Source organism: Nitrosopumilus sp. S4, from assembly GCF_054515835.1.
This window is the reverse complement of sequence record NZ_CM137258.1, coordinates 1,017,230-1,041,695: the sequence shown is the minus strand read 5'-3', so window position 1 is coordinate 1,041,695 and position 24,466 is coordinate 1,017,230. Positions and strand designations below refer to the sequence as shown.

33 protein-coding genes are annotated in these 24,466 nt (G+C 34.7%); 17 read left to right on the top strand and 16 right to left on the bottom strand.

Annotated features, from left to right (window positions below; all coding sequences use genetic code 11):
- Positions 1–15 precede the first annotated feature (15 nt).
- Positions 16–591: a hypothetical protein gene (locus ACX119_RS06025; RefSeq protein ID WP_459350399.1), complete on the bottom strand. Its 576-nt coding sequence runs from the start codon at positions 589–591 to the stop codon at positions 16–18.
- A gap of 82 nt (positions 592–673) precedes the next feature.
- Here ACX119_RS06025 and ACX119_RS06020 point away from each other — a divergent pair, with 82 nt between their 5' ends.
- The 4 genes from ACX119_RS06020 (at position 674) to ACX119_RS06005 (ending at position 3,360) form a co-directional block, all read left to right on the top strand.
- Positions 674–1,294 carry a superoxide dismutase gene (locus tag ACX119_RS06020; RefSeq protein WP_459350398.1) on the top strand — a complete coding sequence of 207 codons (621 nt, stop codon included), beginning with the start codon at positions 674–676 and terminating at the stop codon, positions 1,292–1,294.
- A gap of 51 nt (positions 1,295–1,345) precedes the next feature.
- A complete protein-coding gene (locus ACX119_RS06015) occupies positions 1,346–2,632 on the top strand; it encodes a DUF7482 domain-containing protein (protein ID WP_459350397.1) in 1,287 nt (428 codons plus the stop codon).
- Between the two features lie 116 nt (positions 2,633–2,748).
- A complete protein-coding gene (locus ACX119_RS06010) occupies positions 2,749–3,123 on the top strand; it encodes a hypothetical protein (protein WP_459350396.1) in 375 nt (124 codons plus the stop codon).
- A gap of 90 nt (positions 3,124–3,213) precedes the next feature.
- Positions 3,214–3,360 carry a hypothetical protein gene (locus ACX119_RS06005; RefSeq protein WP_459350395.1) on the top strand — a complete coding sequence of 49 codons (147 nt, stop codon included), beginning with the start codon at positions 3,214–3,216 and terminating at the stop codon, positions 3,358–3,360.
- A gap of 314 nt (positions 3,361–3,674) precedes the next feature.
- Here ACX119_RS06005 and ACX119_RS06000 read toward each other — a convergent pair whose 3' ends face one another.
- On the bottom strand, positions 3,675–3,809 hold the full coding sequence (locus ACX119_RS06000) for a hypothetical protein (RefSeq protein ID WP_459350394.1): 135 nt from the start codon (positions 3,807–3,809) through the stop codon (positions 3,675–3,677).
- Between the two features lie 918 nt (positions 3,810–4,727).
- Here ACX119_RS06000 and ACX119_RS05995 point away from each other — a divergent pair.
- Positions 4,728–5,255 (top strand): hypothetical protein, encoded by a 528-nt coding sequence (locus ACX119_RS05995; protein WP_459350393.1) that lies wholly within the window; start codon positions 4,728–4,730, stop codon positions 5,253–5,255.
- A gap of 16 nt (positions 5,256–5,271) precedes the next feature.
- On the opposite strand, the gene ACX119_RS05990 is transcribed toward ACX119_RS05995, so the two are convergent.
- The 3 genes from ACX119_RS05990 to ACX119_RS05980 all read right to left on the bottom strand — a co-directional run bounded on the left by ACX119_RS05990 (position 5,272) and on the right by ACX119_RS05980 (position 7,223).
- Positions 5,272–5,658 (bottom strand): DUF6659 family protein, encoded by a 387-nt coding sequence (locus ACX119_RS05990; RefSeq protein ID WP_459350392.1) that lies wholly within the window; start codon positions 5,656–5,658, stop codon positions 5,272–5,274.
- A 76-nt stretch (positions 5,659–5,734) separates the two neighbouring features.
- Complete coding sequence (locus ACX119_RS05985; protein ID WP_459350391.1) at positions 5,735–6,526, bottom strand: adenylate/guanylate cyclase domain-containing protein; 792 nt, start codon at positions 6,524–6,526, stop codon at positions 5,735–5,737.
- 409 nt (positions 6,527–6,935) lie between these two features.
- Positions 6,936–7,223 (bottom strand): hypothetical protein, encoded by a 288-nt coding sequence (locus ACX119_RS05980; RefSeq protein WP_459350390.1) that lies wholly within the window; start codon positions 7,221–7,223, stop codon positions 6,936–6,938.
- 472 nt (positions 7,224–7,695) lie between these two features.
- Here ACX119_RS05980 and ACX119_RS05975 point away from each other — a divergent pair, with 472 nt between their 5' ends.
- From ACX119_RS05975 to ACX119_RS05955, 5 genes are all read left to right on the top strand, one after another.
- Complete coding sequence (locus ACX119_RS05975) at positions 7,696–8,259, top strand: PEFG-CTERM sorting domain-containing protein (protein ID WP_459350389.1); 564 nt, start codon at positions 7,696–7,698, stop codon at positions 8,257–8,259.
- Between the two features lie 172 nt (positions 8,260–8,431).
- The gene (locus ACX119_RS05970; protein WP_459350388.1) at positions 8,432–8,626 is read left to right on the top strand and encodes a winged helix-turn-helix domain-containing protein; all 195 of its coding nucleotides are present in this window, start codon (positions 8,432–8,434) and stop codon (positions 8,624–8,626) included.
- A gap of 153 nt (positions 8,627–8,779) precedes the next feature.
- Positions 8,780–8,959: a hypothetical protein gene (locus ACX119_RS05965; protein WP_459350387.1), complete on the top strand. Its 180-nt coding sequence runs from the start codon at positions 8,780–8,782 to the stop codon at positions 8,957–8,959.
- Between the two features lie 416 nt (positions 8,960–9,375).
- Entirely contained in the window at positions 9,376–9,558 is a 183-nt protein-coding gene (locus tag ACX119_RS05960) for a hypothetical protein (RefSeq protein WP_459350386.1), read from the top strand.
- A 237-nt stretch (positions 9,559–9,795) separates the two neighbouring features.
- Entirely contained in the window at positions 9,796–10,689 is an 894-nt protein-coding gene (locus tag ACX119_RS05955; protein ID WP_459350385.1) for a transcription initiation factor IIB, read from the top strand.
- 51 nt (positions 10,690–10,740) lie between these two features.
- On the opposite strand, the gene ACX119_RS05950 is transcribed toward ACX119_RS05955, so the two are convergent.
- Complete coding sequence (locus tag ACX119_RS05950) at positions 10,741–11,232, bottom strand: hypothetical protein (protein ID WP_459350384.1); 492 nt, start codon at positions 11,230–11,232, stop codon at positions 10,741–10,743.
- Positions 11,233–11,647: 415 nt separating this feature from the next.
- Between ACX119_RS05950 and ACX119_RS05945 the strand changes: the two genes are divergently transcribed.
- The 3 genes from ACX119_RS05945 to ACX119_RS05935 all read left to right on the top strand — a co-directional run bounded on the left by ACX119_RS05945 (position 11,648) and on the right by ACX119_RS05935 (position 13,299).
- Positions 11,648–11,776 carry a hypothetical protein gene (locus tag ACX119_RS05945; RefSeq protein ID WP_459350383.1) on the top strand — a complete coding sequence of 43 codons (129 nt, stop codon included), beginning with the start codon at positions 11,648–11,650 and terminating at the stop codon, positions 11,774–11,776.
- Between the two features lie 230 nt (positions 11,777–12,006).
- On the top strand, positions 12,007–12,765 hold the full coding sequence (locus ACX119_RS05940; RefSeq protein WP_459350382.1) for a transporter: 759 nt from the start codon (positions 12,007–12,009) through the stop codon (positions 12,763–12,765).
- 282 nt (positions 12,766–13,047) lie between these two features.
- On the top strand, positions 13,048–13,299 hold the full coding sequence (locus ACX119_RS05935; RefSeq protein ID WP_459350381.1) for a hypothetical protein: 252 nt from the start codon (positions 13,048–13,050) through the stop codon (positions 13,297–13,299).
- A gap of 18 nt (positions 13,300–13,317) precedes the next feature.
- Here the strand turns inward: ACX119_RS05935 and ACX119_RS05930 are convergent, their stop codons facing one another.
- The 4 genes from ACX119_RS05930 to ACX119_RS05915 all read right to left on the bottom strand — a co-directional run bounded on the left by ACX119_RS05930 (position 13,318) and on the right by ACX119_RS05915 (position 16,956).
- On the bottom strand, positions 13,318–13,461 hold the full coding sequence (locus tag ACX119_RS05930) for a DUF5679 domain-containing protein (RefSeq protein ID WP_297592095.1): 144 nt from the start codon (positions 13,459–13,461) through the stop codon (positions 13,318–13,320).
- A 195-nt stretch (positions 13,462–13,656) separates the two neighbouring features.
- Positions 13,657–14,106 (bottom strand): hypothetical protein, encoded by a 450-nt coding sequence (locus tag ACX119_RS05925; RefSeq protein WP_459350380.1) that lies wholly within the window; start codon positions 14,104–14,106, stop codon positions 13,657–13,659.
- Between the two features lie 75 nt (positions 14,107–14,181).
- Positions 14,182–15,630, bottom strand: a complete 1,449-nt coding sequence (locus ACX119_RS05920; protein ID WP_459350379.1) for an FAD-binding oxidoreductase — start codon at positions 15,628–15,630, stop codon at positions 14,182–14,184.
- Between the two features lie 9 nt (positions 15,631–15,639).
- On the bottom strand, positions 15,640–16,956 hold the full coding sequence (locus ACX119_RS05915; protein WP_459350378.1) for an HD domain-containing protein: 1,317 nt from the start codon (positions 16,954–16,956) through the stop codon (positions 15,640–15,642).
- Between the two features lie 104 nt (positions 16,957–17,060).
- On the opposite strand from ACX119_RS05915, the gene ACX119_RS05910 reads away from it, so the two are divergent.
- The gene (locus tag ACX119_RS05910; protein WP_459350377.1) at positions 17,061–17,453 is read left to right on the top strand and encodes a hypothetical protein; all 393 of its coding nucleotides are present in this window, start codon (positions 17,061–17,063) and stop codon (positions 17,451–17,453) included.
- Here the strand turns inward: ACX119_RS05910 and ACX119_RS05905 are convergent.
- Positions 17,450–18,001 carry a DnaJ domain-containing protein gene (locus ACX119_RS05905; protein WP_459350376.1) on the bottom strand — a complete coding sequence of 184 codons (552 nt, stop codon included), beginning with the start codon at positions 17,999–18,001 and terminating at the stop codon, positions 17,450–17,452. The genes ACX119_RS05910 and ACX119_RS05905 overlap by 4 nt on opposite strands.
- Before the next feature lie 9 nt (positions 18,002–18,010).
- On the bottom strand, positions 18,011–18,454 hold the full coding sequence (locus ACX119_RS05900) for an Lrp/AsnC family transcriptional regulator (protein ID WP_459350375.1): 444 nt from the start codon (positions 18,452–18,454) through the stop codon (positions 18,011–18,013).
- 119 nt (positions 18,455–18,573) lie between these two features.
- Here ACX119_RS05900 and ACX119_RS05895 point away from each other — a divergent pair, with 119 nt between their 5' ends.
- Positions 18,574–18,801 carry a tetratricopeptide repeat protein gene (locus tag ACX119_RS05895; RefSeq protein ID WP_459350374.1) on the top strand — a complete coding sequence of 76 codons (228 nt, stop codon included), beginning with the start codon at positions 18,574–18,576 and terminating at the stop codon, positions 18,799–18,801.
- On the opposite strand, the gene ACX119_RS05890 is transcribed toward ACX119_RS05895, so the two are convergent.
- The 3 genes from ACX119_RS05890 to ACX119_RS05880 form a co-directional block, all read right to left on the bottom strand.
- Positions 18,779–19,351 (bottom strand): hypothetical protein, encoded by a 573-nt coding sequence (locus tag ACX119_RS05890; RefSeq protein WP_459350373.1) that lies wholly within the window; start codon positions 19,349–19,351, stop codon positions 18,779–18,781. The genes ACX119_RS05895 and ACX119_RS05890 overlap by 23 nt on opposite strands.
- Positions 19,352–19,515: 164 nt before the next feature.
- Positions 19,516–19,674 (bottom strand): hypothetical protein, encoded by a 159-nt coding sequence (locus ACX119_RS05885; protein ID WP_459350372.1) that lies wholly within the window; start codon positions 19,672–19,674, stop codon positions 19,516–19,518.
- Between the two features lie 79 nt (positions 19,675–19,753).
- Positions 19,754–20,470 (bottom strand): hypothetical protein, encoded by a 717-nt coding sequence (locus tag ACX119_RS05880; RefSeq protein ID WP_459350371.1) that lies wholly within the window; start codon positions 20,468–20,470, stop codon positions 19,754–19,756.
- Between the two features lie 114 nt (positions 20,471–20,584).
- Here ACX119_RS05880 and ACX119_RS05875 point away from each other — a divergent pair, with 114 nt between their 5' ends.
- The gene (locus ACX119_RS05875; protein ID WP_459350370.1) at positions 20,585–21,145 is read left to right on the top strand and encodes an Hcp family type VI secretion system effector; all 561 of its coding nucleotides are present in this window, start codon (positions 20,585–20,587) and stop codon (positions 21,143–21,145) included.
- Between the two features lie 184 nt (positions 21,146–21,329).
- Here ACX119_RS05875 and ACX119_RS05870 read toward each other — a convergent pair whose 3' ends face one another.
- Positions 21,330–21,515, bottom strand: coding sequence for a hypothetical protein (locus tag ACX119_RS05870; RefSeq protein WP_459350369.1), 186 nt, complete (start codon positions 21,513–21,515; stop codon positions 21,330–21,332).
- A gap of 174 nt (positions 21,516–21,689) precedes the next feature.
- On the opposite strand from ACX119_RS05870, the gene ACX119_RS05865 reads away from it, so the two are divergent.
- Positions 21,690–24,341 carry a DEAD/DEAH box helicase gene (locus tag ACX119_RS05865; RefSeq protein WP_459350368.1) on the top strand — a complete coding sequence of 884 codons (2,652 nt, stop codon included), beginning with the start codon at positions 21,690–21,692 and terminating at the stop codon, positions 24,339–24,341.
- The last annotated feature ends 125 nt before the right edge of the window (positions 24,342–24,466 follow it).

The window sequence follows — 24,466 nt, the reverse complement described above, 5'->3', positions numbered from 1 at the left end:
TGCCGCCTAGATTAATCATTCTTTGCACCTTTTGATTTCTTCGTGAATTTTCTCCAAGGAATCTCTTGTTTCTTTTAGGTTGGACATGTTTGAGGTAACCCATTTTTGGTATTCTTCTACTGAACTAAGGTTAGATTCTGGGTTTGTCAATTGCTTTGCTAAAAACCATGTTTCTCTGTATGCAAATATTATTTTTCCAATCAGTAATCCATTGTTGTTATGAAAAACTTTCAGTATTTCTTCAATCTCTATCTTCTTGTCTTTGTTTTCATCTATGATTTTTTTAAAATATGTGTCTTTTAGATGATGGAATCGCTCAAAAACCTGGTTGCTTGTATTTCTCATTTTACGAATCCTTTCCTCATAATTTTCTAAAAACTTGACTGCCCACTCCTTTGCAATTTTATTATTTGATAAATTGATTTTTTGTGTTTTGGCAATCTCATTGATTGTTTGATTGATAATATCCAAATGCCACATTACAAACTCGTTTAATTCATCGACATTGTCAATCTTTTTGCATATCCATGAAAACAGTGAGACTGTCTGCTGATTATTTGGAAAGACTATGCTAATACTGGGATGAATCATATTTTTTTCCAGATGTTTTTTCAATAAAAACTTGATTCAGAAATTGCTTCAAAAATATATGTGGAGACAAATTATTTGACTTATGGTTCATTACGAACTTCCAAGATTACCCTATGGTTATGATGAACTTGAACCCTTTATCGATAAAGAGACGATGCAAATCCATCACAAAAAGCACCACCAGTCATATGTTGATGGCTTGAACAAATCACTTGAGTCAATTGGCGGGGATGCTCATCCAAAGTACATCTCAGCAATACTCTCAGATCTGAGCAGTGTTCCAGAATCAGCTAGAAGTGCAATCAATTTTTTTGGCGGTGGTTTTGAAAATCATAGATTGTTTTGGGAGACGATGAATCCAAAAAATGATGGAATCCCTGGTGGGAAATTAGAGGATGCAATAGATGTGTATTTTGATAGCTTTGATAATTTTAAAAAAATATTTTCAGAGACTGCTGTCTCTATTCAGGGGAGTGGATGGTGCTGGCTTGTCTTTAACCCGACATACAACAAAATTGAAATCATGACAACATCGAATCAAACTAGTCCTTGGACAGTTCAAAAAACTCCATTGTTGGGATTGGATGTTTGGGAGCATGCATACTACTTACAATATCAAAACCGAAGACCTGACTATGTTAAAAATTGGTGGAATGTTGTAAATTGGGATTATGTTGGTAATCGTTTTTCTGAGCTTGCCTGAAGTTGTCTGATTTGGATAAATTCTTTTAAGTTAAAATTCGTTTTTGCACTCATGAACAAGAATCTAAGATACATTGCAATTCTTGCAATTCTTCCCTTGTTTACAGCAGGATTGACAACTGATTATTTTGCAGATGCCAACGCTCTCAAAAGCAAAGGTACTAGCACCAATCAATATGGTTCAAGTACTGGCGTCTGCGGAGTCCAGTTGTGTTCTGAAATCCCCGGTGGAAAAGCCGCATGGATGGAACAACAAAAATCAACTCCTGTAGCACCAGTTGCTCAAGAAAAACCAAAAATGGAAAAAGAAGCCATGATGGAGAAAGACGCCATGATGGAGAAACACCATATGGAAGAAGAGACTGATGCTGACTTGGGTTCTGTACTTAGATTATCAAGAGCAAACGTTCCAGCAACCATACCAATGCATCATGGTTACTATAACGGTGAGGATGTTTATTTTATCATCACTGATTCTAGTGACAAAACACATGCAGATATCATAACAAAGAATCAAGGATGGCAAGTAGAACTTGCACCTTTGTTGAAGAATACTCCAAAAGCTGCACTTTCTAAAACATTCATGTTCACCAACGGCGTTGAAGGCGGTGGTGTACATGGATTCCAAAGTGAAGTCTTCACTAGTACTCCTGCACAAGCAGAAAAGTATAGTGCATTGACTGCACATGTGCATGTTACATGGAAAGAAGGTACAACTCCAAGAGTACTTGATTCTGAAGAGCAGATTATGGATGCAGCTGAAGCAGAAGTAACATTGACCCCAGTTGATGTTGTAATTAACATGCCACAAATTGTTTGGCCACAAGGACAAATGATGGTCAAAGAAGACAAAACTTTGACTGATACTACTCCTTATGGTGGTGGACAAGTTCTTGATATCGATACAGAAGAGATGACAGTAACTTTCATTGCTCATCGTGGATGGGGGCCAGATGGTAGAACTATCTATTACATTGTAACAGATGCTACTCCTAGCGGTCCTGCAGATATGATGGGTGTTGTTAGTTCACCAACATCTGCAAAACTAATTGCAAACTCAGCAGCTGTAGATTTGTTTCAGTTCAAAAATGGTCTAAAGAGTACTGGTCCGTTAGGATTCCAACCGGGAATAGCAGCAGGTGCACCTGGTGATGCCAACTATTCTCCAATGTGGAGAATCTTTATGGTTGGATGGGATAATCCTGAGGAAGCCCAATTACTTGAAACCATTGATGACATTAATGCATACAAAGAAGCAGGATTGCTAGATATCGGAATTGCTCGTCCAATGGACAAAGATCACATTGTGAACTGTCCCTTCATTGATCCATTCCAATAAGTTCAACATTTTTTATTTTTTTATTCTTTACATCTGTTAATTTTGTTGTGTTTTATTTTACAAATTTTCAGAAAATCGACTTACTACTTTATCTCTGATAATGAGTATAATATTTTATGAGTATCACAGGAATGTACATGCTAAACACTGGAGGATATATTCCAGAAAAAATCACACAAGCACTTGACATGCTATACGTGGATAGAAAAAACGAGTTTCGTGAACTATCTCAGGTGTTGCTAAATGAGAAAGCCCTCAAGGCAATGCCTAACTGGAAAGAATTTGTCATGAACTTTTGTCTTGATGTGGAGGAGGCCTTTAAGGCATGGTCTGGACAGAGTCGCCTTTTGCCTAGTTCCCCGCAAAAGGCACTAACTATCTTAAGACAATTAGGACATGACAAGACATCGATGAACCAGCTTGCACATCTGCTAAATATGTCTTACAACTTGTCAGTTGAATTCAAAGAGATCTACAGGCGACTAAGATAACCTCTCTTTTTCTTTTCACTTTGAATTTTTGTGACTCTCCATAAAATGCCAACTAGTAATACTTAACACTGAATGCGCTTCTCAGTAACTATGATTGATGTAAAAGATTTGAAAGTATGCACTGATTGCGGAACCGTGTATAATGATAAATTCTCTAGAGGATTGTGTCCAAATTGTCATACCAACAACTATGAGCAAGTATCTGCTGATAGCGGTGTAGGAAATTTAGAGCGATAAAATACAATCAAAACACTAAACAATTTGGAATCTAATCTTTTTTGCATTCGCATTTTTGTTGTTTTTCAAATCTAGGAAACTTTAGCTTGTAGCATATTCCACAATACAGTTGATTTGACACACATACTACGGCCTGTCCTAGTATATCATCTTTTAACTGACGAGATTGTTTTTTCTAAAAGGTTGAACTTGTTATGATACAATAACGCATCCTTGCTCATCAAGTAAATTCCCACAAGTTTGGCATTCCCACTTTTCATTATTATCGGATTGTGTATTTTTTACAGCATTGCAAACCCTGCATCGAATAGTCATTACTTTGTTTTTCTCCTTGGTATTTTTACTTTGATGACATTGGCAACATGTGTCTTTTCATGATCACGAACTTTGTCAAAAGTGTATGATGTTCCTTCCCATTTGAAATTGCACTCTTTACAACTGTATTTCATTTCACTGAATTTTCATTTTTCTTTTGGTGTTCTTTGAATGAATTTACATCATCTACTTTTGCAGTTTTACAAGAACCGAATTTGAGTTTTTTAATTATTTTTTCGAACATACTATTGATGTTATTCTTGCTGATATATACCGGAGTAATTTTCTAACTCATGCCTGATTTTCTATATTTATTTTAATTAACTATAGACTATAATGCGCGGGTATATATTACTGATAAGATACTATATAGTATGACAAATGAAACAAACCCAACAATAGTCGTCGCAAATGATGACAAAAAAGAAGAACCAAAGAAAGAAGAGCCAAAGAAAGAAGCTCCAAAATCAGACAAATAGAATAACACACTATTACACCCTTTTCATGGGATAAAATAATTTTAAAAATTAAAAAATAAAAACATAATTACAAACTTAGATCATTATTATTGCAATTTTGATGATTACTTTTCAGTTCACCAATAATGTTTCTTAGCTATGTTGTGGTGAAGAAACACGTGGAGAATTTTTTTAAGATGAGGATTAATTTTGAAATTCATTAAATGGATTCCTTTTTCCAGACGTTGCATGCAGGGCATCTGTTTACTTCATTTTCATTGATTTGCTTCAAAAATACGTTGCCGCATTTCTCACAAGACCTTAGATTGTTCATTTCAAGCATGATTCTATTACACGTTACTCACTTAAGAACTAGCGTAATTGGTAGATGTGGGTTAATTAAGATGAAGTAACTACTAGTATTATGAATACTGCCCCTTCATGGAGACAAAAAACCTGCACTGACTGCAAGAGAGTCAGATGTCAGAATGGATGCAATTGCGATTGTCATTGGGAACCATGATAGTATGATGAACTTTTCACAAAACTTGATTTACAATTATTTGATAATAGAAAAAAACAGTAGGAATATTTTTGGATAATATTTCAAACCTTTTCTTGCAACTATCTGCAAGCATTGATTTGCCTATAATTGCAATTGTAGTCAGCTCCATAACTGCATCAATGTTTGTCTCAATGGTGATTATTACATGGAAGAGCATTCATGAAAATACAAAGGCCTCATATGCCCAACTGCTAAGGGGATTCCATGAGGACTTGACTACCCGTCTTAACAAAAATTCTGTTCTCAGAACTACTGAGGACTGTAAACGATATGCCTATGATTATCTGAATACCCTCGATGAGATTGCGTTTTTAGACATTAATGGCAAAATTCCGAAGGGAATCGGGAAATATCTTTGTAGGTTTTTTGCATATGGTCTGAGTATTATAGAGTGGCATGATGATATGATAGGAGAGAATTTTTTGGAATCTGCAAAAAATAACTGGCCAAACTATTTTCTATATTGTAAAAAATACGACATATCTAAAAATCCTGGAGATAGGCTTCCTCAAATTATGCTCGAGTATAACAAACTAAGTGATCGGGAATCCCACTGATTTGGGATAATTTCTTCTACTTTACATGCTGCAAATACTTCAAAGATCCAACAATCTCATCAATTATTGGCTCTATCTTTGTAGTGGATTTAGCAGAAACTAATACCAAATAATTGCTCACTGGAATCGTAATTATCTTTATGTTCTTTCTTTTTGATATTATGTATTCTAACTGCCCTAAAACGGCATCAAGATCCTTTTTCATAAATAATTCTAATGCGTGCCCCATACAGATCTTGTATTGTTCGATTTCTGCAATTGGAATGATTCCCTTTTTGTAATTACCTGCAATAAGATTGCCCATGTTGTTTATGACTCCAACAAATCTGATTTCTGGAATACTCAGAATATGCTTGCTTGTAGATTCCCAATGAGCTGTATTTTCAAATGTTACTTTTGACATCATATTGTTTGGTAGTTGTTTGTATTAAGGTTATAATGGATTGATTTGGAAAATTTTGAAACTGATTTGACACAATTCATTGGTATTTGTATCTGTAAACATGATAATTTTTCTCCTGATCATTTGAATAATGCTTCAAAGGATGTTCTAATTCATCTGTCATGTCCAAGAAAAACTCTTGCATGTATGGGTCTAGTTTATTGTATATGTCTTGACCAACTATGATCTGGTTTGGTTTTGCCAAATTTTGTATCTTTGATGCCACATTCATTGCAGGTCCAAGCAAATCTACATAAGCCTTTTGTTCATCCGCGCCATATCTGACCACTGTGTTATTGCCAAAATCAATTCCAATCTTTATGCTAATCTCAGAGAGCGCCATTTTTTCAATTAGGATTGGATTTATTCCTTGTTTTACTACCTTTATCATAGATTCTGCACAGGCTACTGTATTGTATGCAGCAGGTATTTTGTCTGCCTCATTTTCTACAAAATATCCAATCACTGCATCTCCGACAAATTTTAGAACAAATCCGTGAAACTGTTCAATCACGTACGACATTTCTTGAGAAAATGAACTAATTAGCGTCGATAGCTTGTCAGGCGGCAATGTCATACTCATTTTAGTAGAGCCTACAATGTCCACATACAGCACTGCCATGTTTATTTGTCCAAATACATTTTTTCTCAGAAATTTTTCAGACGAATCAATTACTCTAGTATATTGATATCCTTCTTCCAGTGCATTGTTAATTCTGTTTTGCACGTTTCTTATCAGCGTGTCCGAATCCATTGTTTTGTCCGGATTTTTGCTCAAAAGCATGTCAATTATGTTGGGTGTTTTTTCTTTGTCTGAATTGAAACTCATTGATTTGTATTGTATTACTAGTATATACACCATAATTTCCATTTGTTTTTTCATGCTTGTCATTTGACAATTTTGATAAATCGACTCAAAGAACAATAGTCTCTATTATTATGCCATGCATAGATTGGAACAATACTGTGTTGTTGAATGTTTAGTTTGGTGTACTGTTAATTAGTACAATATTTTCTGACTAATTTGAAAATAGATATACTAAAGAGTACTAAACTAAATTCAGATAGTGTGAACAAAGAAAAAATTATGAAGAATTTTATAAAATGTACCTTTTGTGGCAAGTCTGATAATGTTGAATACTTGGGCGGACTTGATTGGTTTTGTAATAAGAGATGTCATTACAATTTTAGGCATCAAAAGATTAATGGGTAATAATCATTATTTGACGGCAGATTTTTTAGATGCCATTTAGGTTGCAAAAGATTCTTTCAAGATCTTGTTTTTTGTACCTGAGACTCTTGATGGTTGAACCCTCTTGAAGAGTTAGCGCAAATTTTTTCAGCATTGATTTGTTTTCTTGGATAATCTCAGACGTTTTTAGAATATCGTTTAGTGAATTTGACTGGTGAACAAGTTTTCTTGAATCTGGTTTACCATCTGTACTTTTTACCAAGGAAATCTGACTTTCTAACTCAGTATTAATTTCATTTAATAGTTCTGTAATTTGATTTGATGTTTCCGCCATACATTACTAGGCTGCTTCTGGTTAATTAAGATGCAACAATTCGGTATGGTATGCTTTTTCACTTAATTGTGATTTTGATAATTCTATTTTTGCCGTATCAATAATTGCTAGAATGTGATTATTTGCCTACTTCTTGTGCACAAATAGATGAACATGTTGAATCATTTCGTAGACTCTCATATTCTATACCGCAATGAATGCATCTTCTAAAAGACATATTTACATTACATCCTCATACTATAAAAGACAATAGATTCTGTATATTGATTTTTTATTGTGGTTGTACGATTATGACAATGGGAAAAATAGATTTTTAGAAAAATAATTATCTTTGAAAAATATTGAATATTTTTAATCTGATGTTAAAATTGACATACGTGTACACAAAACTAACAAGTATGTCAGCGTAGGTTAATACTCTATAAAATAAGATCATGTATTGTCTATATCATCTAAATTACATACTACGAAAATGAATTTTACATATGGCTTTCTTATTGCAATTGTTTCTGTATTAGTCATGTCTAGTTTCAGTCAAAATACTTTTGCTCAGGAAGTCGTAATCCCTTCCCCTTTTAGTCTTGGTGCAAACCATGCAGGCTCTATGATAAAAATGGAAACCGTTTCATATGATGGTTCTACCTGGATATTTATTACATCTACAGAACCTGTGGAGAGAGAACACATGACGATCAATGTTAGATTCACTGATAAAAATGGTCTAGAGATTTATGATGTAAACTATGATATTTTGGTGACTCAAAACGATCAAGTGGTTTTAGATAAAACAATGATTAATCAAAAAATCGCAATTGGTGATCATCTTACACAGGCATTACCTAGCAATGAGAATGTAAACATCAAGATTACACTGCAAGGAACTGGAGTAAACATTCCTTTGACTGGCCCTCATGGAGAATCCCTTGAGGTTAATGTGGTTCCAGAATTTGGGACTATAGCAATGATGATTTTGGTTGTATCGATTGTAAGTATAGTTGCAATTAGTGCCAAAAGCAAGCTTTCTCTTAAACTGTAGAATTCTCATGCCTGTTATTTGAGACTAGGTTATAAGCAGTGAATTTGTTAAATAATTGGTTTCAATATTGGGGAAGATTGTCAATCCGAAAGTTATACAAATTCTAAAAACAAAATCTCTTGCAGCTTCTTTTGATCCAAGCATGAAAACTCTTATGCGTATAGTAAAATTTATGATGGAAAACCCCTCTAGTGGTAAAACACAGTTAGCCCTTGATACCAAACTAAACTATGCAAGACTTGCAAAACACATTGTTTGGATGGAGAAAAAGGGTCTAGTTGAATCTACAATTGAGGAAAATAAGATCAACATTACTCTAACAAAAACTGGTCGAGATTTTGCAAAATTGATTTCAAAAATTATTTGATATTCTATTGTTATAACTGACATATTTGTCCACATTGTTGACAAATGTATTATCTTCAATTACAATTATGTGCGGGTCACTTAATACCTAATTTTTTAAAATAATGTCATGACAAGTACAGAACAAAAAAAATCGTCTAACAAAATTTTGATTATGGTCATAGCAGTTATAGCTGTTGCAGCCGGAGGTATTGGCATATATGCAATGTCTGACCAAAATGTAGTTACTGAACAAGATGCAAAGGATCTGGTATCTGAGATCAAAACAGATGTTGAAAATATTGATCCTGGTTATGGTCAAGTGACTAAACAAGAGGGAGCTTATTCTCCATAATATTTTATTTTTATCTAAATTAACTCACACTAAAATTAAATTAAAAATAGACTTGCTCTGCAATAGATTTTTTTGGGATTTGTCCCTATGACACTAAGGAAATTGTTTATCTAAGTTTGGCCATAATCCGTTTGAAAATTTAATTGATGTAAAAAATTTGAAATCTGATAATTTTACGTAGCTGAGTAGTTAATTCAGTCCTTCTTTACAGATATGCAAACTCACACCACTACGTATTATTATTGGCGCAATTTTGCTTAAAGAGTTTTCTAAGTTACAGGTTAATTAGGTTGAACTGACTATTGACTGTATGAATACAATGCAATCATATGGTCAAAAAATTTGTTCAGATTGCAAGAGTGCATTGCCAAAGATGATGCAACTGTGATTGTCATTGGGATCCATAAAAGGTAATTTTGGAATATTGTGTAGTTGTTCGAGAAACTTGCTCTCATGAGGCCAAAGTTAGAATGGTAGGCCTCAAAAACATGTATGAATGTACAAATTGTCATAAATTCATCCCAATTGTTGAATTAAAAGAGATTGATCACACTGCTCCTCAATATTTGGAAAACAGTTGGGAAGATGACTGGAACTAGAAATCTATGCTAAAATATCAATCAGCCTAATACGTATGTGTTTTAGTTTTTATTGATTTTAACAGTTCTTTTCTCATTCTATAGAATGAGAACATAACTTAACTTTGTAATTACGGGAAAGACAAAGTTTACTGTAAGAAATTCAATTATGTGTTGACAGTTCCGTTGTATTTTGTATGTGTGATAGCTGGAACTAATTTTATTGGGGTTTAATAGACAAAAACTGTTATATGTAATATGTTACAGAAATGTCAATTAAATAATTATGATAAACACAATTTGATTACAGATACATTTAATGGCGAAATTTTTTGTTCTGATTGTGGTACTGTCATTGAAGAAAAACTAGATAATCATAATGGAATGTCTCTTCACAGTCTAGATGATTTTATGAGTAAGAGTCAAGTTGGTCCCAAACAATCCCTTACAATGTATGACAAAGGAATGTCATCAATCATTGGGAAAGATAAAGACTCTACAGGAAAGCCATTAAGCTCATTTAACAAATCAAAATTTAATCGACTTAGGCTATTGGATAATAGAAGTAAAACAAAAAAATCATCACAAAGAACACTTGTAAAATCTTTGACTTTTCTAAACGGGCTAAAAGAAAAACTAGGTGTTTCTGAGAATACATTGGAAATCGCATGCTCATTGTTTAGAAAAGCACAAAAACATCAATTGATCAAAGGCAGAAGTTCCAATCAGTTGATGGCTGCCTCTTTGTATATCTCATGTAGACAAACTATGACTCCTAGAAGTCTTGATGAAATTTCTGAGAAAGGTAACATTACAAAAAAGTATCTACAAAAATCCGTAAGAGTATTAATTGATGAATTTAATCTGAATCTGCCTCAATACAATATATCGTCATTTCTGACTAAATTATCCAATGATCTGGGTATTTCAGAGAAAACTAAACGTTATGCTTTGAAGATATTGTATGATATTGAAAAATGTGGCTCTGCTGCTGGAAAGAATCCAATTGGACAAGCTGCTGCATCATTATATCTAGCATCCATGCTGATGGGGGGAAATGTTTCTCAGAATGAATTCTCTGAAATTTCAGGAGTATCTACTGTAACATTACGTAATAGAAAAAATACCATACAAAAAATATTAAAATTATAAATTTGCTAGCGAGTCTCATAAATTGAATTAAAACTAAAGTCTCAATTTTAACTATATTTGTAGTTCTTTTAATGCCATTCTTGCAGCGACTCTAGCTGTTCTTGAAGCTATTGTAGCTTTGTGTGTTTCTTTTTCAGCAACTTTGGCCGCACGAATTGCTGCTTCTATCTGAATATTGTATGTCTTTTGATGCTTACTTACGAGTTGTGGATTTGTCATTTTCTTTGATGTAATCAATGCCGCACTAGCTGATTTTTGTGAAGCGATTGCAGCATATTTTGCATTTCTAGTATGGGTTATGGTTTTTGCTATTTCTTTTTTTACTGCTGCTAATCTGGATTTTGCTCTAGACTCTGCTAATTTGGCTCCCTTCATTGCTTTATCTGTATTTGAAATTACGCCTTGCATAATCTTTCTTAATTCTTTAATGTGATCAGGATTGTTATTTGATCTTTTTAATAGAATTTTTTTAGAAGAGTTTCTAACCATTTTTGCATTGTGAATTGCTCTTGCCGCATTTTCAATATGGGAATCTATGTTCATATGTTGTTTCAAACCTTGACAATGGAATTTATGCTTATGGGTTAAGTGTACCGTGTTAGTTATCCTTTATGATTTGTCATTTTACTCAATTATTGTATTGTTTGATGGAAATCTTGAGCAAAAATAGTAAAATTAAACAAATAGTGATATGCTCATATCTAATTGGATTTTTCAAGATCAAGGAGATGATCAAGGAATTTAGTATTGGTAATTGTGGAATATTTTTTCCGTGCAATTTTTACACTTTTTAAAAATTTCACAAAAGTTTTCACTTTGACGCTGATAGTTTTATAATCACTTCTTGACATGCCTTAAATCTGCATCTAGCATATTTAGAAAACGCTGATAATTCTGTATGTTTATTGACATAAACATAAGTTTCTCTTATTAGCGTGTTTTGATAACTATCTGCTTGATGAAGAAAAAGATTTCAGAATTAGAAAAAATAATTGAAGACAAGAAAATGAATTTGAACTTAAAGATCATTAAAGTATGCAAAGCTGACAAAACACATATGATTAAAATTATTGAGAATTCTAACTAATTGATTACACCTGTGTCGATAACTGTGATGTCGAATTTATCTGGTGATGATTCTTTGTTAGAATTTCCTTAATGCAAAATACGATATAATTATTCACAATATGATGTCGGGTGTTTCCAATTTTGTTAATTCATCTATTGACAATTATGTCCATGTTAATTTCAATTATGTACATTAAACCAACATTCATGTCAGCGTGAGTTAATAGCGAAATTTTCATAAAATATGCAATGACAAGAACAAAACAAATTCTAATACTTCCTGTATTAGCAGTATTGATTTCTATGGTAGCTTTTTCTGCTCAAGATGCAGCAGCATTAGTTACTACAATTAATAGTGAAATATCTTGTAAAGCTCCAGCAGTAGGTGGAACGTGGAACTCTGTTACTTCGACATGTACAGTAGCAACTTTGGTAATTGGCCCAACTGACAAACTAATCATTGGATCTGGTGTCAACTTTGACATTGGAACCGTAACTAGCAGTGGCGTTATCGTAAATGATGGAACAATCCACATCGCAAGTGGCGGTGTAATTACAACATCTGGTGAATTTACCAATAATGGTATTGTTGATAGCGCTAAGGGTACAATAACAAATAGCGGCCCATTTAGTAATTTTGGTGCGATAACCTCATCTGGAACTATAACAAATGGTCCAACAGGTGTTATCCAAAATAATGGTCATTTGATTAGTACTGGTGTAATTACAACATCTGGTGCTATCAAAGTAGGTCCAGACGGTGTACTGATTAGTAGCGGCACATTTACCAACTCATTGAACTTGGTTAACAGTGGCACCATCATGACATCTGGCACGTTTACCAACAGTGGTCCAGTTATGAACTTCGATACAATCCTAAATGAAGGGTTGTTTTCTAATAGTAATACAATCACCAATTGGGGAAACATACACAATTTGTGTAACGGATCAATTACAAATTCAGGAACAATAGCTATCCACAAAGTAATCGAACTTTGTATAGTATAGACACTCTATCTTTTTTTATTCTTAACTGCTCTACTTTCACCCAATAAATTAGATGAATCTATGTAAGTTCAACGAAAATTATCTTAAAGTGGAATTGTAATTTTGGCTGAAATCTCTACTTGTTCAGATATTAATGGAAACGTAATTCTAGGACCATCTAAAAACTAATGCTGTCTTCTCATTACTGTAAGCTTGTCCTCAAATGATTTTTGATGGTTTTTCTTCTAGAAACGATGTAATGCCAGATAATACTTTTTATCGCCTATGATGTAGACGTTTTTCATGGATTTCATGCTAGAAGAAGAATTAATCGATCTGATGACTTTTTGTCTACAAAACCCTAACTCTTCAGAGATTGCTGAAAAGCACAAGAGAATTTCAGAAATTGGAAAAGAATTGTATGATGATGGTGGAATTGATGCGCTAGAGAATTTTTTCTTTGTTTTAAAAAATAGAATTACAGAAGAAATAGAAAAAGATCCATCCCCAATGCGTTCACTATGGAATGGTCTCACTGATGAATGGCAGTACTAAAATTCTCTTGTGAAAATTTTATCCTCTACCGATTCTGAATATGGCTGTGCTGCATTTTGGGCATGTGCCTTTGATTGCAGGTTTGCCATTTTTCATGGTGTATGGTTTTGCGCCACCGATTTCTCGTTTGTCTCGGCACTTAACACAATATCCTATTGTCATGCTTGCAATAGGCTCAAACTTCTATTAGCGAGAACTTGTTGAACTTTTTTCACTAAGAGGCAAACCTCAGATCTTAATAGGAATGATTTCAAGCAGTTTTTTCTGTTTTGAACATATTTTGTACAAATTTGGGAATAAATTCTTCGTATTTGTTAAATAATTGACAAAATTGTACTTTTAAAATTTTGTAAAAAACTAACTAACTCTGATGACGAATGTAGAATAATCTGACAATGCACTAAAACCCAATTCATCAATTTTGTTTTTGAAATCATTCCAAACATAAATCTCTACATTAAATTCTCCTTCTTCAGTTGGTAACCATGATATTGATGGATTAAATTTTTGATTTGGAGTTAATTGTAGTCCTGCTATCCAACTAAGAGCAACAACAAAACCTTCTTGATCTTTAATCTGAACTGCGTATAAAAAATCTTGAACCTTATCTTGATTATTTTGTATGGTGGCAGAAATTTGAATATGTTGATTTACATTTACATCATTTCCCATTTTAACCCCAACACCATTTTCTAATCTTGGATCTGTAATTGTAACTCTTTCTAATTCTGTTAATGCAAATGCTGGGGTGAAACTAATTGTCACTACTAGTAATGCAATTACTAATCCGACGCCCTTACTTACCACGATATTTTGGACAAATTTTTTGTTAATAAAGCGTTTCTGAATTGATTTTTTTGATTTGGAATCAAAATGAGACAATTATTTGACTAAATTCATAACCACTGTACTGGTTTTTGATATCTTCTTTCCTGGATTCAGTATGTTGTATGGATCAAAGAAATCTTTGAGTTCCTTGAATATTTTGTAGTTTTTATCGCCATACTGGTTGCGCACAAATTCTGAGCGTGCCAACCCGTCTCCATGCTCAGCAGTAATTGTCCCTCCAATTTTGATAATTTCTTGGAAATACTCTATTGCAATTTTTTTGATTAACTTGGGATTTTTTCTATCTGACATTAATCGGACATGAATATTGCCATTGCCGGCATGTCCATATGCAATGGATTTTGTTTTGTATTTTGCATTGATCTTATCTAGAATTGAAAACAATCTTGGGAGTTTCTCCAGTGGAACTGCTGCATCTTCGATGATGTGGGGGATTCTTTTTTCTTTTTTGATCGCCTTTAAGCTGTAATGCAGTGAAGAGTCTCTGTATCTCCACCATTTTTGAATGTCTGATGTTTTTTGCAACTTTTGAATTATTCTTCCTGTAGTTATTGATTTGATTAATTTTAGATTTGAGGTGATATTATCATCGTATTCTACAAAAAGCAAGCACTTTGTTTTTTTGCTAAAATTATAATTGATTTGTCTCAGAGTTGTTTTATCTACAAATTCTATTGCTGATGGATGTGTTTTGTTGATATCAATGCAGTTCTCAGCTGCTGTTTTAATTGAGTCATATTCGATGATTAGCAAAATTCTTTTTTTGGGATTTTGTTTTATTTTAAGTGTCGCAGATAGTACTATTCCTAGTGTTCCTTCAGAGCCAATAATTATTTTGTGAGCATCACTTGTGTTTTTTATTTTGTCTAATCTGTACCCTGAAGAGTTTTTTGAAACATTTGGAAACTTTTCTAGCTGTGCACAAGATGAATGTTTTAAAATTTTTTTAGAAACTGTTTTGTTTTTTGGCAGTGTTATTATTTTTCCAACACCGTTTACAAATTTTATCTCTGAGACATTGTCAATTACACTTCCATACTTTAGACTTCTACTTCCACTAGAATTATTTCCAATCATTCCACCGACAGTACAAAATGAACCAATTGATGGATTTGGAGGAAAAAACATTTTGCTGCGATTCAAAATTATATCCAACTTTCCTTTAATCACGCCTGGGCCAACCTTGATGTAATTTTTTAAAATTTTAACTGAATCTAATTTTTTCAAATCAAGAATTATACCATTATTCAATGCGCTTCCCACAAGCCCAGTTCCTGCACCTCTTACAGTAACTGAAGTCTTGAATTTCTTTGCAATCTTGACTGTGTTTACAACATCGTTTTCATTATCTGCCACGACAATAATTTTTGGAATTAATTGGTAAGAGCTGGCATCCACAGAGTAGTAGTTCCTAAATTCATCACCAAATAGGACTTGCCCTCTAATTGATGATTGCAATTCTTGAAGAATGTTATTTTTCATTTGTTGAATCTAAATTTTGATTCTATAGTAATCCCAACGTTCAGGATCAAACAAGTTTACAAATTCTGCCTGCTCTTTGTCAATTCTTGCTCTGATGACATCTCTAAGTGCAAAGCTTGTCAGGTACTTGTATTTCATAGAATGAGACTGCATGATAAACAAGTGGCGCATTTCACTTCCTCCCTTTAATCCCCAGTAGCCCATCTTTAGTGCAAGTGGTTCAAGAAACACTGTGTTGTTAAGACCATAATTTTCATCTCTTATCTCTTCGCGCAGCTTGTAGTTCTCTAGTGGTCCACCTTTTGAGAAACCTACTATTTCTCCATGGCAGTCATTTAATCGAAGTGTGTTGAGAATTACCTCTGGATTTTTGACTGACTTCTCAAAATTTTCTTTTCCAAACTGCAATGGTGTTGGAAGCTCTTGAAATATTTCATACAGGTTTTTAATAAAATTTGGATTTGATCGTGTAGTCATGTTCTCAATTGTTGGTACTAGTTTGAGATTGTCATATGCATAGTTTGCCTGAATTGTAATCTCTTGTTGTCTGATTCTCATAAACGACAAAACAGTGTCAAAAAAGTTCTTTCTCATCTCTTTTGGAAGCACTTTGAGAACCTCTCTTGCCATGTCAGTTTCCTTGTTGAGCAGTTCTTCAAAATATGCAACTGCACTTCTGACAATTAGTGATGGCATCCATGCAAGTGCATGTGCATTCATCTTTGCCATGCTCATGGCTTTTGAAAAGTCACCTAATGCATAACCGCTAATTCTATCGACTACTGATAGATACCATCCCATATCCATGATGTGTTGTTGTTTTTGTTTGCTGTTCCTTGTCAAATCTGATTTCTCAAAGCATTGTTTGATTTGTGCAAGTGCGTTTCTTTTTAGCTCACCACTCCATGGATATGTTGTTCTCAAAATTAGAACCTTGATAATTTCCAAATCTACATTTGCACTTTTTAGTAAATCTTGGAGCTTTCTATCCATTGAGATAAATCTCAAGACACTTTCTTCGTGAGGTTTGTCTACATTTTTTTGAGGATCAAAGTCATGAAACAAAGCTGAGATGAATAGATACTTTACATCTTCAGGGGATAACAGAATCTTTTCTTGTTTTGCAGCTAGCAGTGATACGTATGTTACTTCTAGCTCATGATTGATGTTGTGATATCCATAGTAGTCTGTTCCGAGGCCTTGGCTCTCAAAAAGGTCGATGGTATAGTCTAGCATCTCGACATAACAATCGTCATCTAACCCGTTTTCTACCATCAGACTGAGAATTTCATTTCTCATCGAAACAGTGTTTGCAAACTGTTGCAATACTAAAATGGTAAAATTATTGTTTTTAAAGATGATCCGTCTTTTCTGGTTTTTTATGATATCTTAGAAAGATTCAATAGAATTATGAAATGGGTATCACTTGAATGTCAGTTAACCCCGATTTGCTTGAAAAACTAATGAAATCAAACGAGACTTCTCCTCTGAAATTCACACTATCTCTTAATGACAAGAAATACCCCATTACTGGCGTATCTATTACGAATTCTCCTATCCCTGTAAATGAGCCTACCACACGTGGCGGTGTCTACTTTTCAGAGAAATTTGCCTACAAGATGAAGGGGGTAATTGAGGATCTCTCAGTGGTACCGTTATTGACCAAAAAGATGCTAGGACCAAACACAGAGTTTGCAGATCTAAAAATTGAAACCAGCATTGATTCGGTGAATCTTGAAATCATTACAAATCTTACAAACAGTGTGCAGACTCCAACATCAATTGAGCTGAGTATGATTATTGTAAAGATAGAATCAGTCTAGCTTACTTTGAAGTATTTATCGTATCTTTCTCTGCTCTCTTTGTCTGATAGTATCTCGTAAGCTTTGTTAATTTTTGCCATCTCTTCTTCTGAATCTGCTTTTGTTTTATCTGGATGAGTCTTTTTTGCCAATTCTCTGAATTTACTTTTAATCTCATCTGGTGTTGCATCTGGAGTGACACCTAGAATCTCATAATAGTTTGGCAGCTCATCATTAAGAGCTGCTTCTCTGAATTTTTTATCCTCTGGCGTGTTCTTTCTCTTTCCCAACTCCTCATAGTCATCTCCCCAGTCAGAGTGATATTTCTCAAATGTCTTGTCTTTTTTTGATTCAAGATCATCTTTGTCATATGTTGTCTTTCTTCTCAGTATGATGTCTCTAGCTAGAAACAAAAACACTGCAAGTATTGCAATGATGAATCCTGAGAAGAGCATAATCTTTTCTTCATCAGTTACTTCCAACTCCATATCCAAAGTCTTTTGTGCATTGGCAGTTTGTGCAGTTGCAAAAATAATCATTACAAATATGAAGAGACTGGCCTTTTTCATGATTCTCACTTATGTTAATCTGAAATCTTCTTTTGTAGTATTTAGTACTACATGTGTAATTGTGTTCTCCACATTTGGAATTGCAGCCAAACTTTTTACAAAACTACTCAACTCGTTTCTCTCCTTGAACTTTGCAATAACTATGGTGTCAGTTGAGCCCGTAATATCGTAAACTCCGCAGACATTTTCAAACTTTGAGATTTCATCTTCAATTCCTAGAATCTTGTCGTTTTTTGCCATGACCTCAATTATTGCAGTTAATGAATATCCTAGTTTTTCATGATCAATAATTGCAGTATACCCTTTGATGATCTTTTCTTTTTCTAGCTTTTTGATTCTAGATAGGACGGTAACTGTTGACATTCCTAGTTTTAGTGCCATCTGTCTTGCAGACAGCCTTGCATCAACCATTAGATTTTTGAGAATCTTTTCGTCTGTCTTGTCCAGTGTCATACAATACCATATTGAAAAATTTATTTAAATTTTGATGGTTTGGCTGAATGTTTGTTTAGTTTTGAAGAGTATTTTTAGTGTGATTTCAGATTTAATAGAAATGATTGTCATTGTATGTTGTGAATGAGATAAAGGAACTAGTTGCAAAAGGTCAGAAATCCTTGGAAGATGGGGAGTTTGATGCCGCACTTGGCTTCTTTGAGCAGGCGCTACTGTTGAATCAGAATGATCCGGATTTGTGGAATCACAAGGGAGTTGCATTGAGAAGTCTTGGTAGATATGAGGAATCAATGGAGTGCTTTAACAAATCTTTGGAGATAGATCCTAGAGATAAACATGCATCATAATTGGAATACTAAATTTCCGCATCCTATTTTGAGGAATATTTGAAAAAATCTCCTTTTGTATTTCCTCTTCGCTTAAACACTCTGGATGAATCACTCTCTCTGAGAAGAGAATTTCTTTTAGAATCTGAGTTATCTCTTCTTGTGGTATTTCTTTTTGCTCATATTGGATTGAAATTTTTCTCTCTGCAATCTTTGAGACAAGACCTGTTATCTTGTAGTCCATATCAAAGATCATCTTTTCAATCCGGAGTTTCTCGTCAGTTTTTACACTATCTAGAATCTCAAGCAACCTTCTTCTCTGAATCTCTTGCCGCTCAATCTGCTTGAGAATTACTCCTCCAAGATCTTGACCTTTGAACTGTGATGCTATCTGCATCTGCCAGTATTTGATGTCCTCATTGATTGTATTCCGATTGACATCAAGTTGATTTGCAATGCTGAGTGCAGAAAATCCCTTCTCAAAATGAAGTTCGTACACCTGTTTTCTGCGCTTCTCTTGCTCTTGTTTTGGGTATGGTCCACCCCTTTTTGATTTTGTTTGTAACGCCATGCATATTGATAAGACTATTTTCCTTAAGAGAACTAATTTTTCTGCGACATTTGGCGTATTTTTTAATAGTTCTTTTATACTAGATTGACAATTTTTGAAAAAACTGCATAGTTCTGCATAGTTATGATATTCTACATCTAATGTCTGAAAAGGAATTCTTACAATTACACGTCTTTACTTAGTGTCTTTAATGCAAAATTACCACATTTTGGACATCGATGTTTCTTCAACAATTCCCCATGAGTCTGCATGGACTTTTTAGAATACATGATGTTGTGTCCACAATCAACACATACACCAGGTATGTCACCTTTTGGAATCATATTATTCTAAATCTTAATTGACCTTAAGAATATTGATATTAAATCTAATCTTTGAAAATCCCAAAATAAAATAATCAAACTATACAAAGATATCCTTTCCAGGAACCAGCTTGTATCGATTTGGAATGTCATGAATCTCAAGTGATTCCAAATATTTCAACTCCTTTGAAATCTCTTCAGAATCCCCAAATGAAATCATAATCCTATCGTTGTGTCTTATCTCATATGAGGAAATCTCGGAATAATATTTTCCATTAATCAAAAATGAAATAGACTTTTTTGAATCAGCGCAAAGCAAATCACTTGCAAGATATCTCGAACCAATACACTCTGGAGTAATCTCCAGTCCAACTGATGAGAACAGCATGTCTAATGGAACGCCAGTTGCATGCTTGTGAATCAGATATGGATTGTTATTCTCAAAGTGAATGTACTTGCTTTGCAGCTGAAAATCAGGCAGTCCAAAGTTTAACTGCACTCCATCAACAAAGACTGCAATTGCAGCATGTGCATGATCACTGCCAAACTCTCCTACCCCATACTGACTGACCATCTTTTGCTCAGCAGTCAGTGGCAAGGTATTATCTAGAATCTCCGAATCAATCTGACTTTGATTCATAAAATAGTACGAAAAGAATCCTGCTGAAACCAGTACAAAGGCAACTATAGCAATCCCTAAGGTTCTGCTTTTTGGTTTGACTGGAACATCATAGTATCCAAAATTACTATCCTCTACTCTTCCAGGCAAATTGCTATCTGTATTATCAGAAGGAAGGGTTTTCTCAGACAATAACACACATACTCATTGCATCGTATAAATTTCCAGTGTCAAGACCTAATCATATAATTTGTAATATTTGATCGCAGATACTAGATCAGATTTAATTAATTAGATTTCACTACAACGCTAATGAACAAACAACTAGCAATCCTGTCCTTTTGCTCCATTGCCGCAGTTATGATTCTAGCTGGCTCTGCTCCTGAAGCAGATGCTGCTGCATTCATGAAACTTGGCGACATCAAAGGAGAGGCAACTGACCGTGAACACAAAGACTGGATTATCATAGAGTCAATGAGTTCACCAATTTTTAGAAGTGTCGATGAAAAAGCAAAGGACGCACAAAGATCTAGAGGTGATACAACTCTTGGAGATATTGTGGTAGTCCGAGAACTAGACAAGGCAACTCCAAAAATTGCTGAATCCTGTGCAAACGGAAAATTCTTTGACGAAGTAGAGATTCACTTTACTCGCTCAGTTGGAGAAACAAGAGAAGAACCATACTTGACTTACAAACTCAAGGATGTAATTGTGACTAGCTATTCTTTTCATGGAAATGCAGCAGGTGATCCATTACCAACTGAAGAGATAACACTTGGTTATACCGAAGTGGAATGGACATACATCACAGTTGATCCAAAAGGTGAAAGACAAGAAATAGTAGGCAGTTATTCTCCAGATAAAAAGAGATAACCACCATTCTTTTTTATTTTTAAAAATTAGGCCTCATCAGTTCTGCAGTCCTCACAGGGACAATGCCAATGACACTGAAGGTTCTGGCGCTGTTTTAGCTCCTTTTTCTTTCGTGCCATGAATGGAATCTGTGATATGCCAACTTAAGGATATTGGAAAATAAAAAAAGGAAAAAATAGAATCTCTAAAATTCTATTACAGAGCCTGCTGAAATAGTGAATTTCTGGCTTTGCTGCTCTCCGTGAACGTCATACCATGAGACGTTCAGGTTTACCTTGTTTCGCAGAGCAGACTCTACTGTAATGCTGCTTGCATGTCTTAGTCTATCTTGAATTGGTCTTTCAGGAATTGTCTCTATTGATTTATCCATATGGTATGATTAGTAGTAGTGATTTAGCCCCCGGAGTGAATATTAATTTTTGATCGCAGGATCATTTTTGACAAAGCCCAAACCACACAAAGAGCATTGAATCAATTTTGATCACATGTCTACTCTAAACTTTTCATATCTTCATTAATGGTATTTTTACTCCAAAACTCATTCATGAAATTTTGCTCAACTTGTGACACTAAACTGACTCAGAACTTTGAAGACCTTGGCGGACCTGGGATTTGTCCCAAATGCAATCCAGAGCTGGTTACTCCAAAAAGGCCAACGTATGGCATGAACTATACTGGAAGAACAAAGCCTTGCTCCAAAGGATGCGGAGCTGAAATCTACTGGGACGACCAGTTCAAATCAGACAGTGGAAAGTTTATCCCAATTGATTCGCGAACTGATGAGCCACACCAGTGCAACGGACCTGAAGAGTCTGGAACATACTATCCAGACGAGATAAAGAAATTTGCAAAGAAAAAAGAGACTGTACAAAACAAGATTCCAATCCCTGAGGAAATTCTATTTGATATCTCTAAGATTCCAAAGTCGCTAGCTGAAGATGATTATATCATTCGCGAGATTATTCAGGGCCACAAAGAAGAATCGCTTGCAATAGTCCACTATGAGAATATGGTCTCAGGCGAGCCTGAAAAGATTCCAACTGAGACCCTAAGTGATGTGTTATCTGAGAATATTCTAAAGGGAATCAAAAAGTATGGCTTTACTGGATTGCTTGCGTTTCAGGAAGAGTCGATTCGCTCAATCCTTTCAGGAAAGAATTCTATAATCTCAGCTCCGACTGGTTCTGGAAAGACCGAAGCTTTCAGCATTCCAATTCTCCAAAAAATCTCAGAGGAGACAATACCTGGTGTCTTTGCATTACTAGTCTATCCACTTAATGCACTAATTGATGATCAGGTATCTAAAATCTCAAATCTAATTGATGCATGTGGATTGCAAAACAAAGTTGGAGTCTACTCAATTCACGGGGGACAAAGCTCAGAATACAAAGACATGATAATTGATGATGCTGCAAAAAAATCCCTAATCATTGCAACAAACTTTGATTTTATCAATTATCATTTGATTTTGCAAGACAAGAAATGGAATGAGCTATTCAAAAACGCAAAGATAATTGTAATGGATGAAGCACATTCTTACACAAGCTTTCATGGCTCTAACGTGTATCATGTACTGAGTAGAATGAAGCGATACATGGGAGAAGTTCAGTATGTCGGATCATCTGCAACACTTGACAACTCTAGAGAGTTTTTCTCAAACATGTTTGATTTGCCCCAAGAGTCATTCTCTTACATCAAAAGTGACACGGGAAGAAAAAAGAACATGCACATGTTATTTGTAATGCCGCGAAAGTTTGGACAGAGAACTACAATGGAGATGCTAGCATCAATTTGTTACAAGAATCATTCAACACAGCTAATCTTTAGCAACTCACACAATGACTCGGAATTTCTTGCATCAAATGTAGAGTCTGCAAATGAGGGGATACGAATTCAGATTCACAGGGGTGGCCTTGATCAAAATAACAGAAAGCTCTACGAAGCACAGATGAAGGCAGGTGAACTTGATGCACTATCTTGCACCCCGACACTTGAGCTTGGAATCGATATTGGGCATGTGGATGTGGTGATTTCAGCCTTCAAAAACGAGTATGACTCTTTTGTGCAGAGGATTGGCAGGGCAGGTCGCATGGGCCAGAAATCATATGCCATCTGTGTCTTTGATCCTGATGATGCAGCATGCCACTATTTTGCACGCCACATTGACCAGTATTTGTCACAAGACCACGTCATTCCAATTAACAAGAAAAATTCTATCATATCAGAGAAACACACTGAATCAGTAGAGATTGAAGCAGAATCTGCCCAGACCTCTGAGAAATCCCAGTTCTTTGACTTTGCAAACAGCATAAATCTTAGAGGAGCATCTGGCGAGATTGCAATTTATCTGAATTCAAAAAAAATTGGAACACGTGGCGTTCCAGTTGGATATTACCAGCTACATCAGAATGCAATCTATCATTTTAACAAGCAAAACTATGAGGTAATCTCTTTGAGAAAATCTCAAAACGGCGCAAGAGCATATCTGAGAAAGTCATATGAGAATCAAAAAAGAACAATACCTATAGTTAGAACTTCAATCCTGCAAACATCAGAGAGAAACGCAATACACAGAGAAATTATTTCAGGTTCTAGAAAACTATCTATTCGTTATGGGATAATTGAGCTTAGCAGAACCATCACTGGTTATCTGAAAGGAAACTATAATGATTCGACAGACACATTCCAGACATTTAATGGAAACAATGTATCGTCATGGAGGAATTTTAACTGGAAGTCAAAGCACTCCTCTGTAAGTATCGTAATTCCTTCAGAGTTTTTAGTCAAATCATCTTCAGATTCAAAAAGTCAGATATCAATTGATCCTAGAATTCACACCCTCTCTCACGTACTGATTAATGCTGCAAAAATTATTACAAAATCTGAATCAAGTGACATTGATGTATACTATGAGAATGGCATCATCTATCTGTATGACAATTCCTCAGATGGTTTCAATGGATGCAGCAAGATAATCTATGAAGAGTTTGAAAAGATTCTCAAGACCTGTCACTCTCTGCTATCTGATTGTGACTGTCCAACTGATCCTCAACAGAAAAAGCTAGTCTTACAAGGGGAAAGATGGGGAGGCTGCCCAAAATGCACGTTTACAAATAATTACTGCCAGACAAAAAACAAGGACCTGTCAAAAAAAGATGCTCTGGATTTTTTCACACTTTTTTTAACACAAACATAATTCACTGAGAACCTATCTGTTTTACTCGCTACTGAATTTACCCAATAAGATTTTGAACATATTTTATAATTTTTACAATTCTATGTCCGAAACACATCTTTTTCGCCATCCTTAAATTTATGATC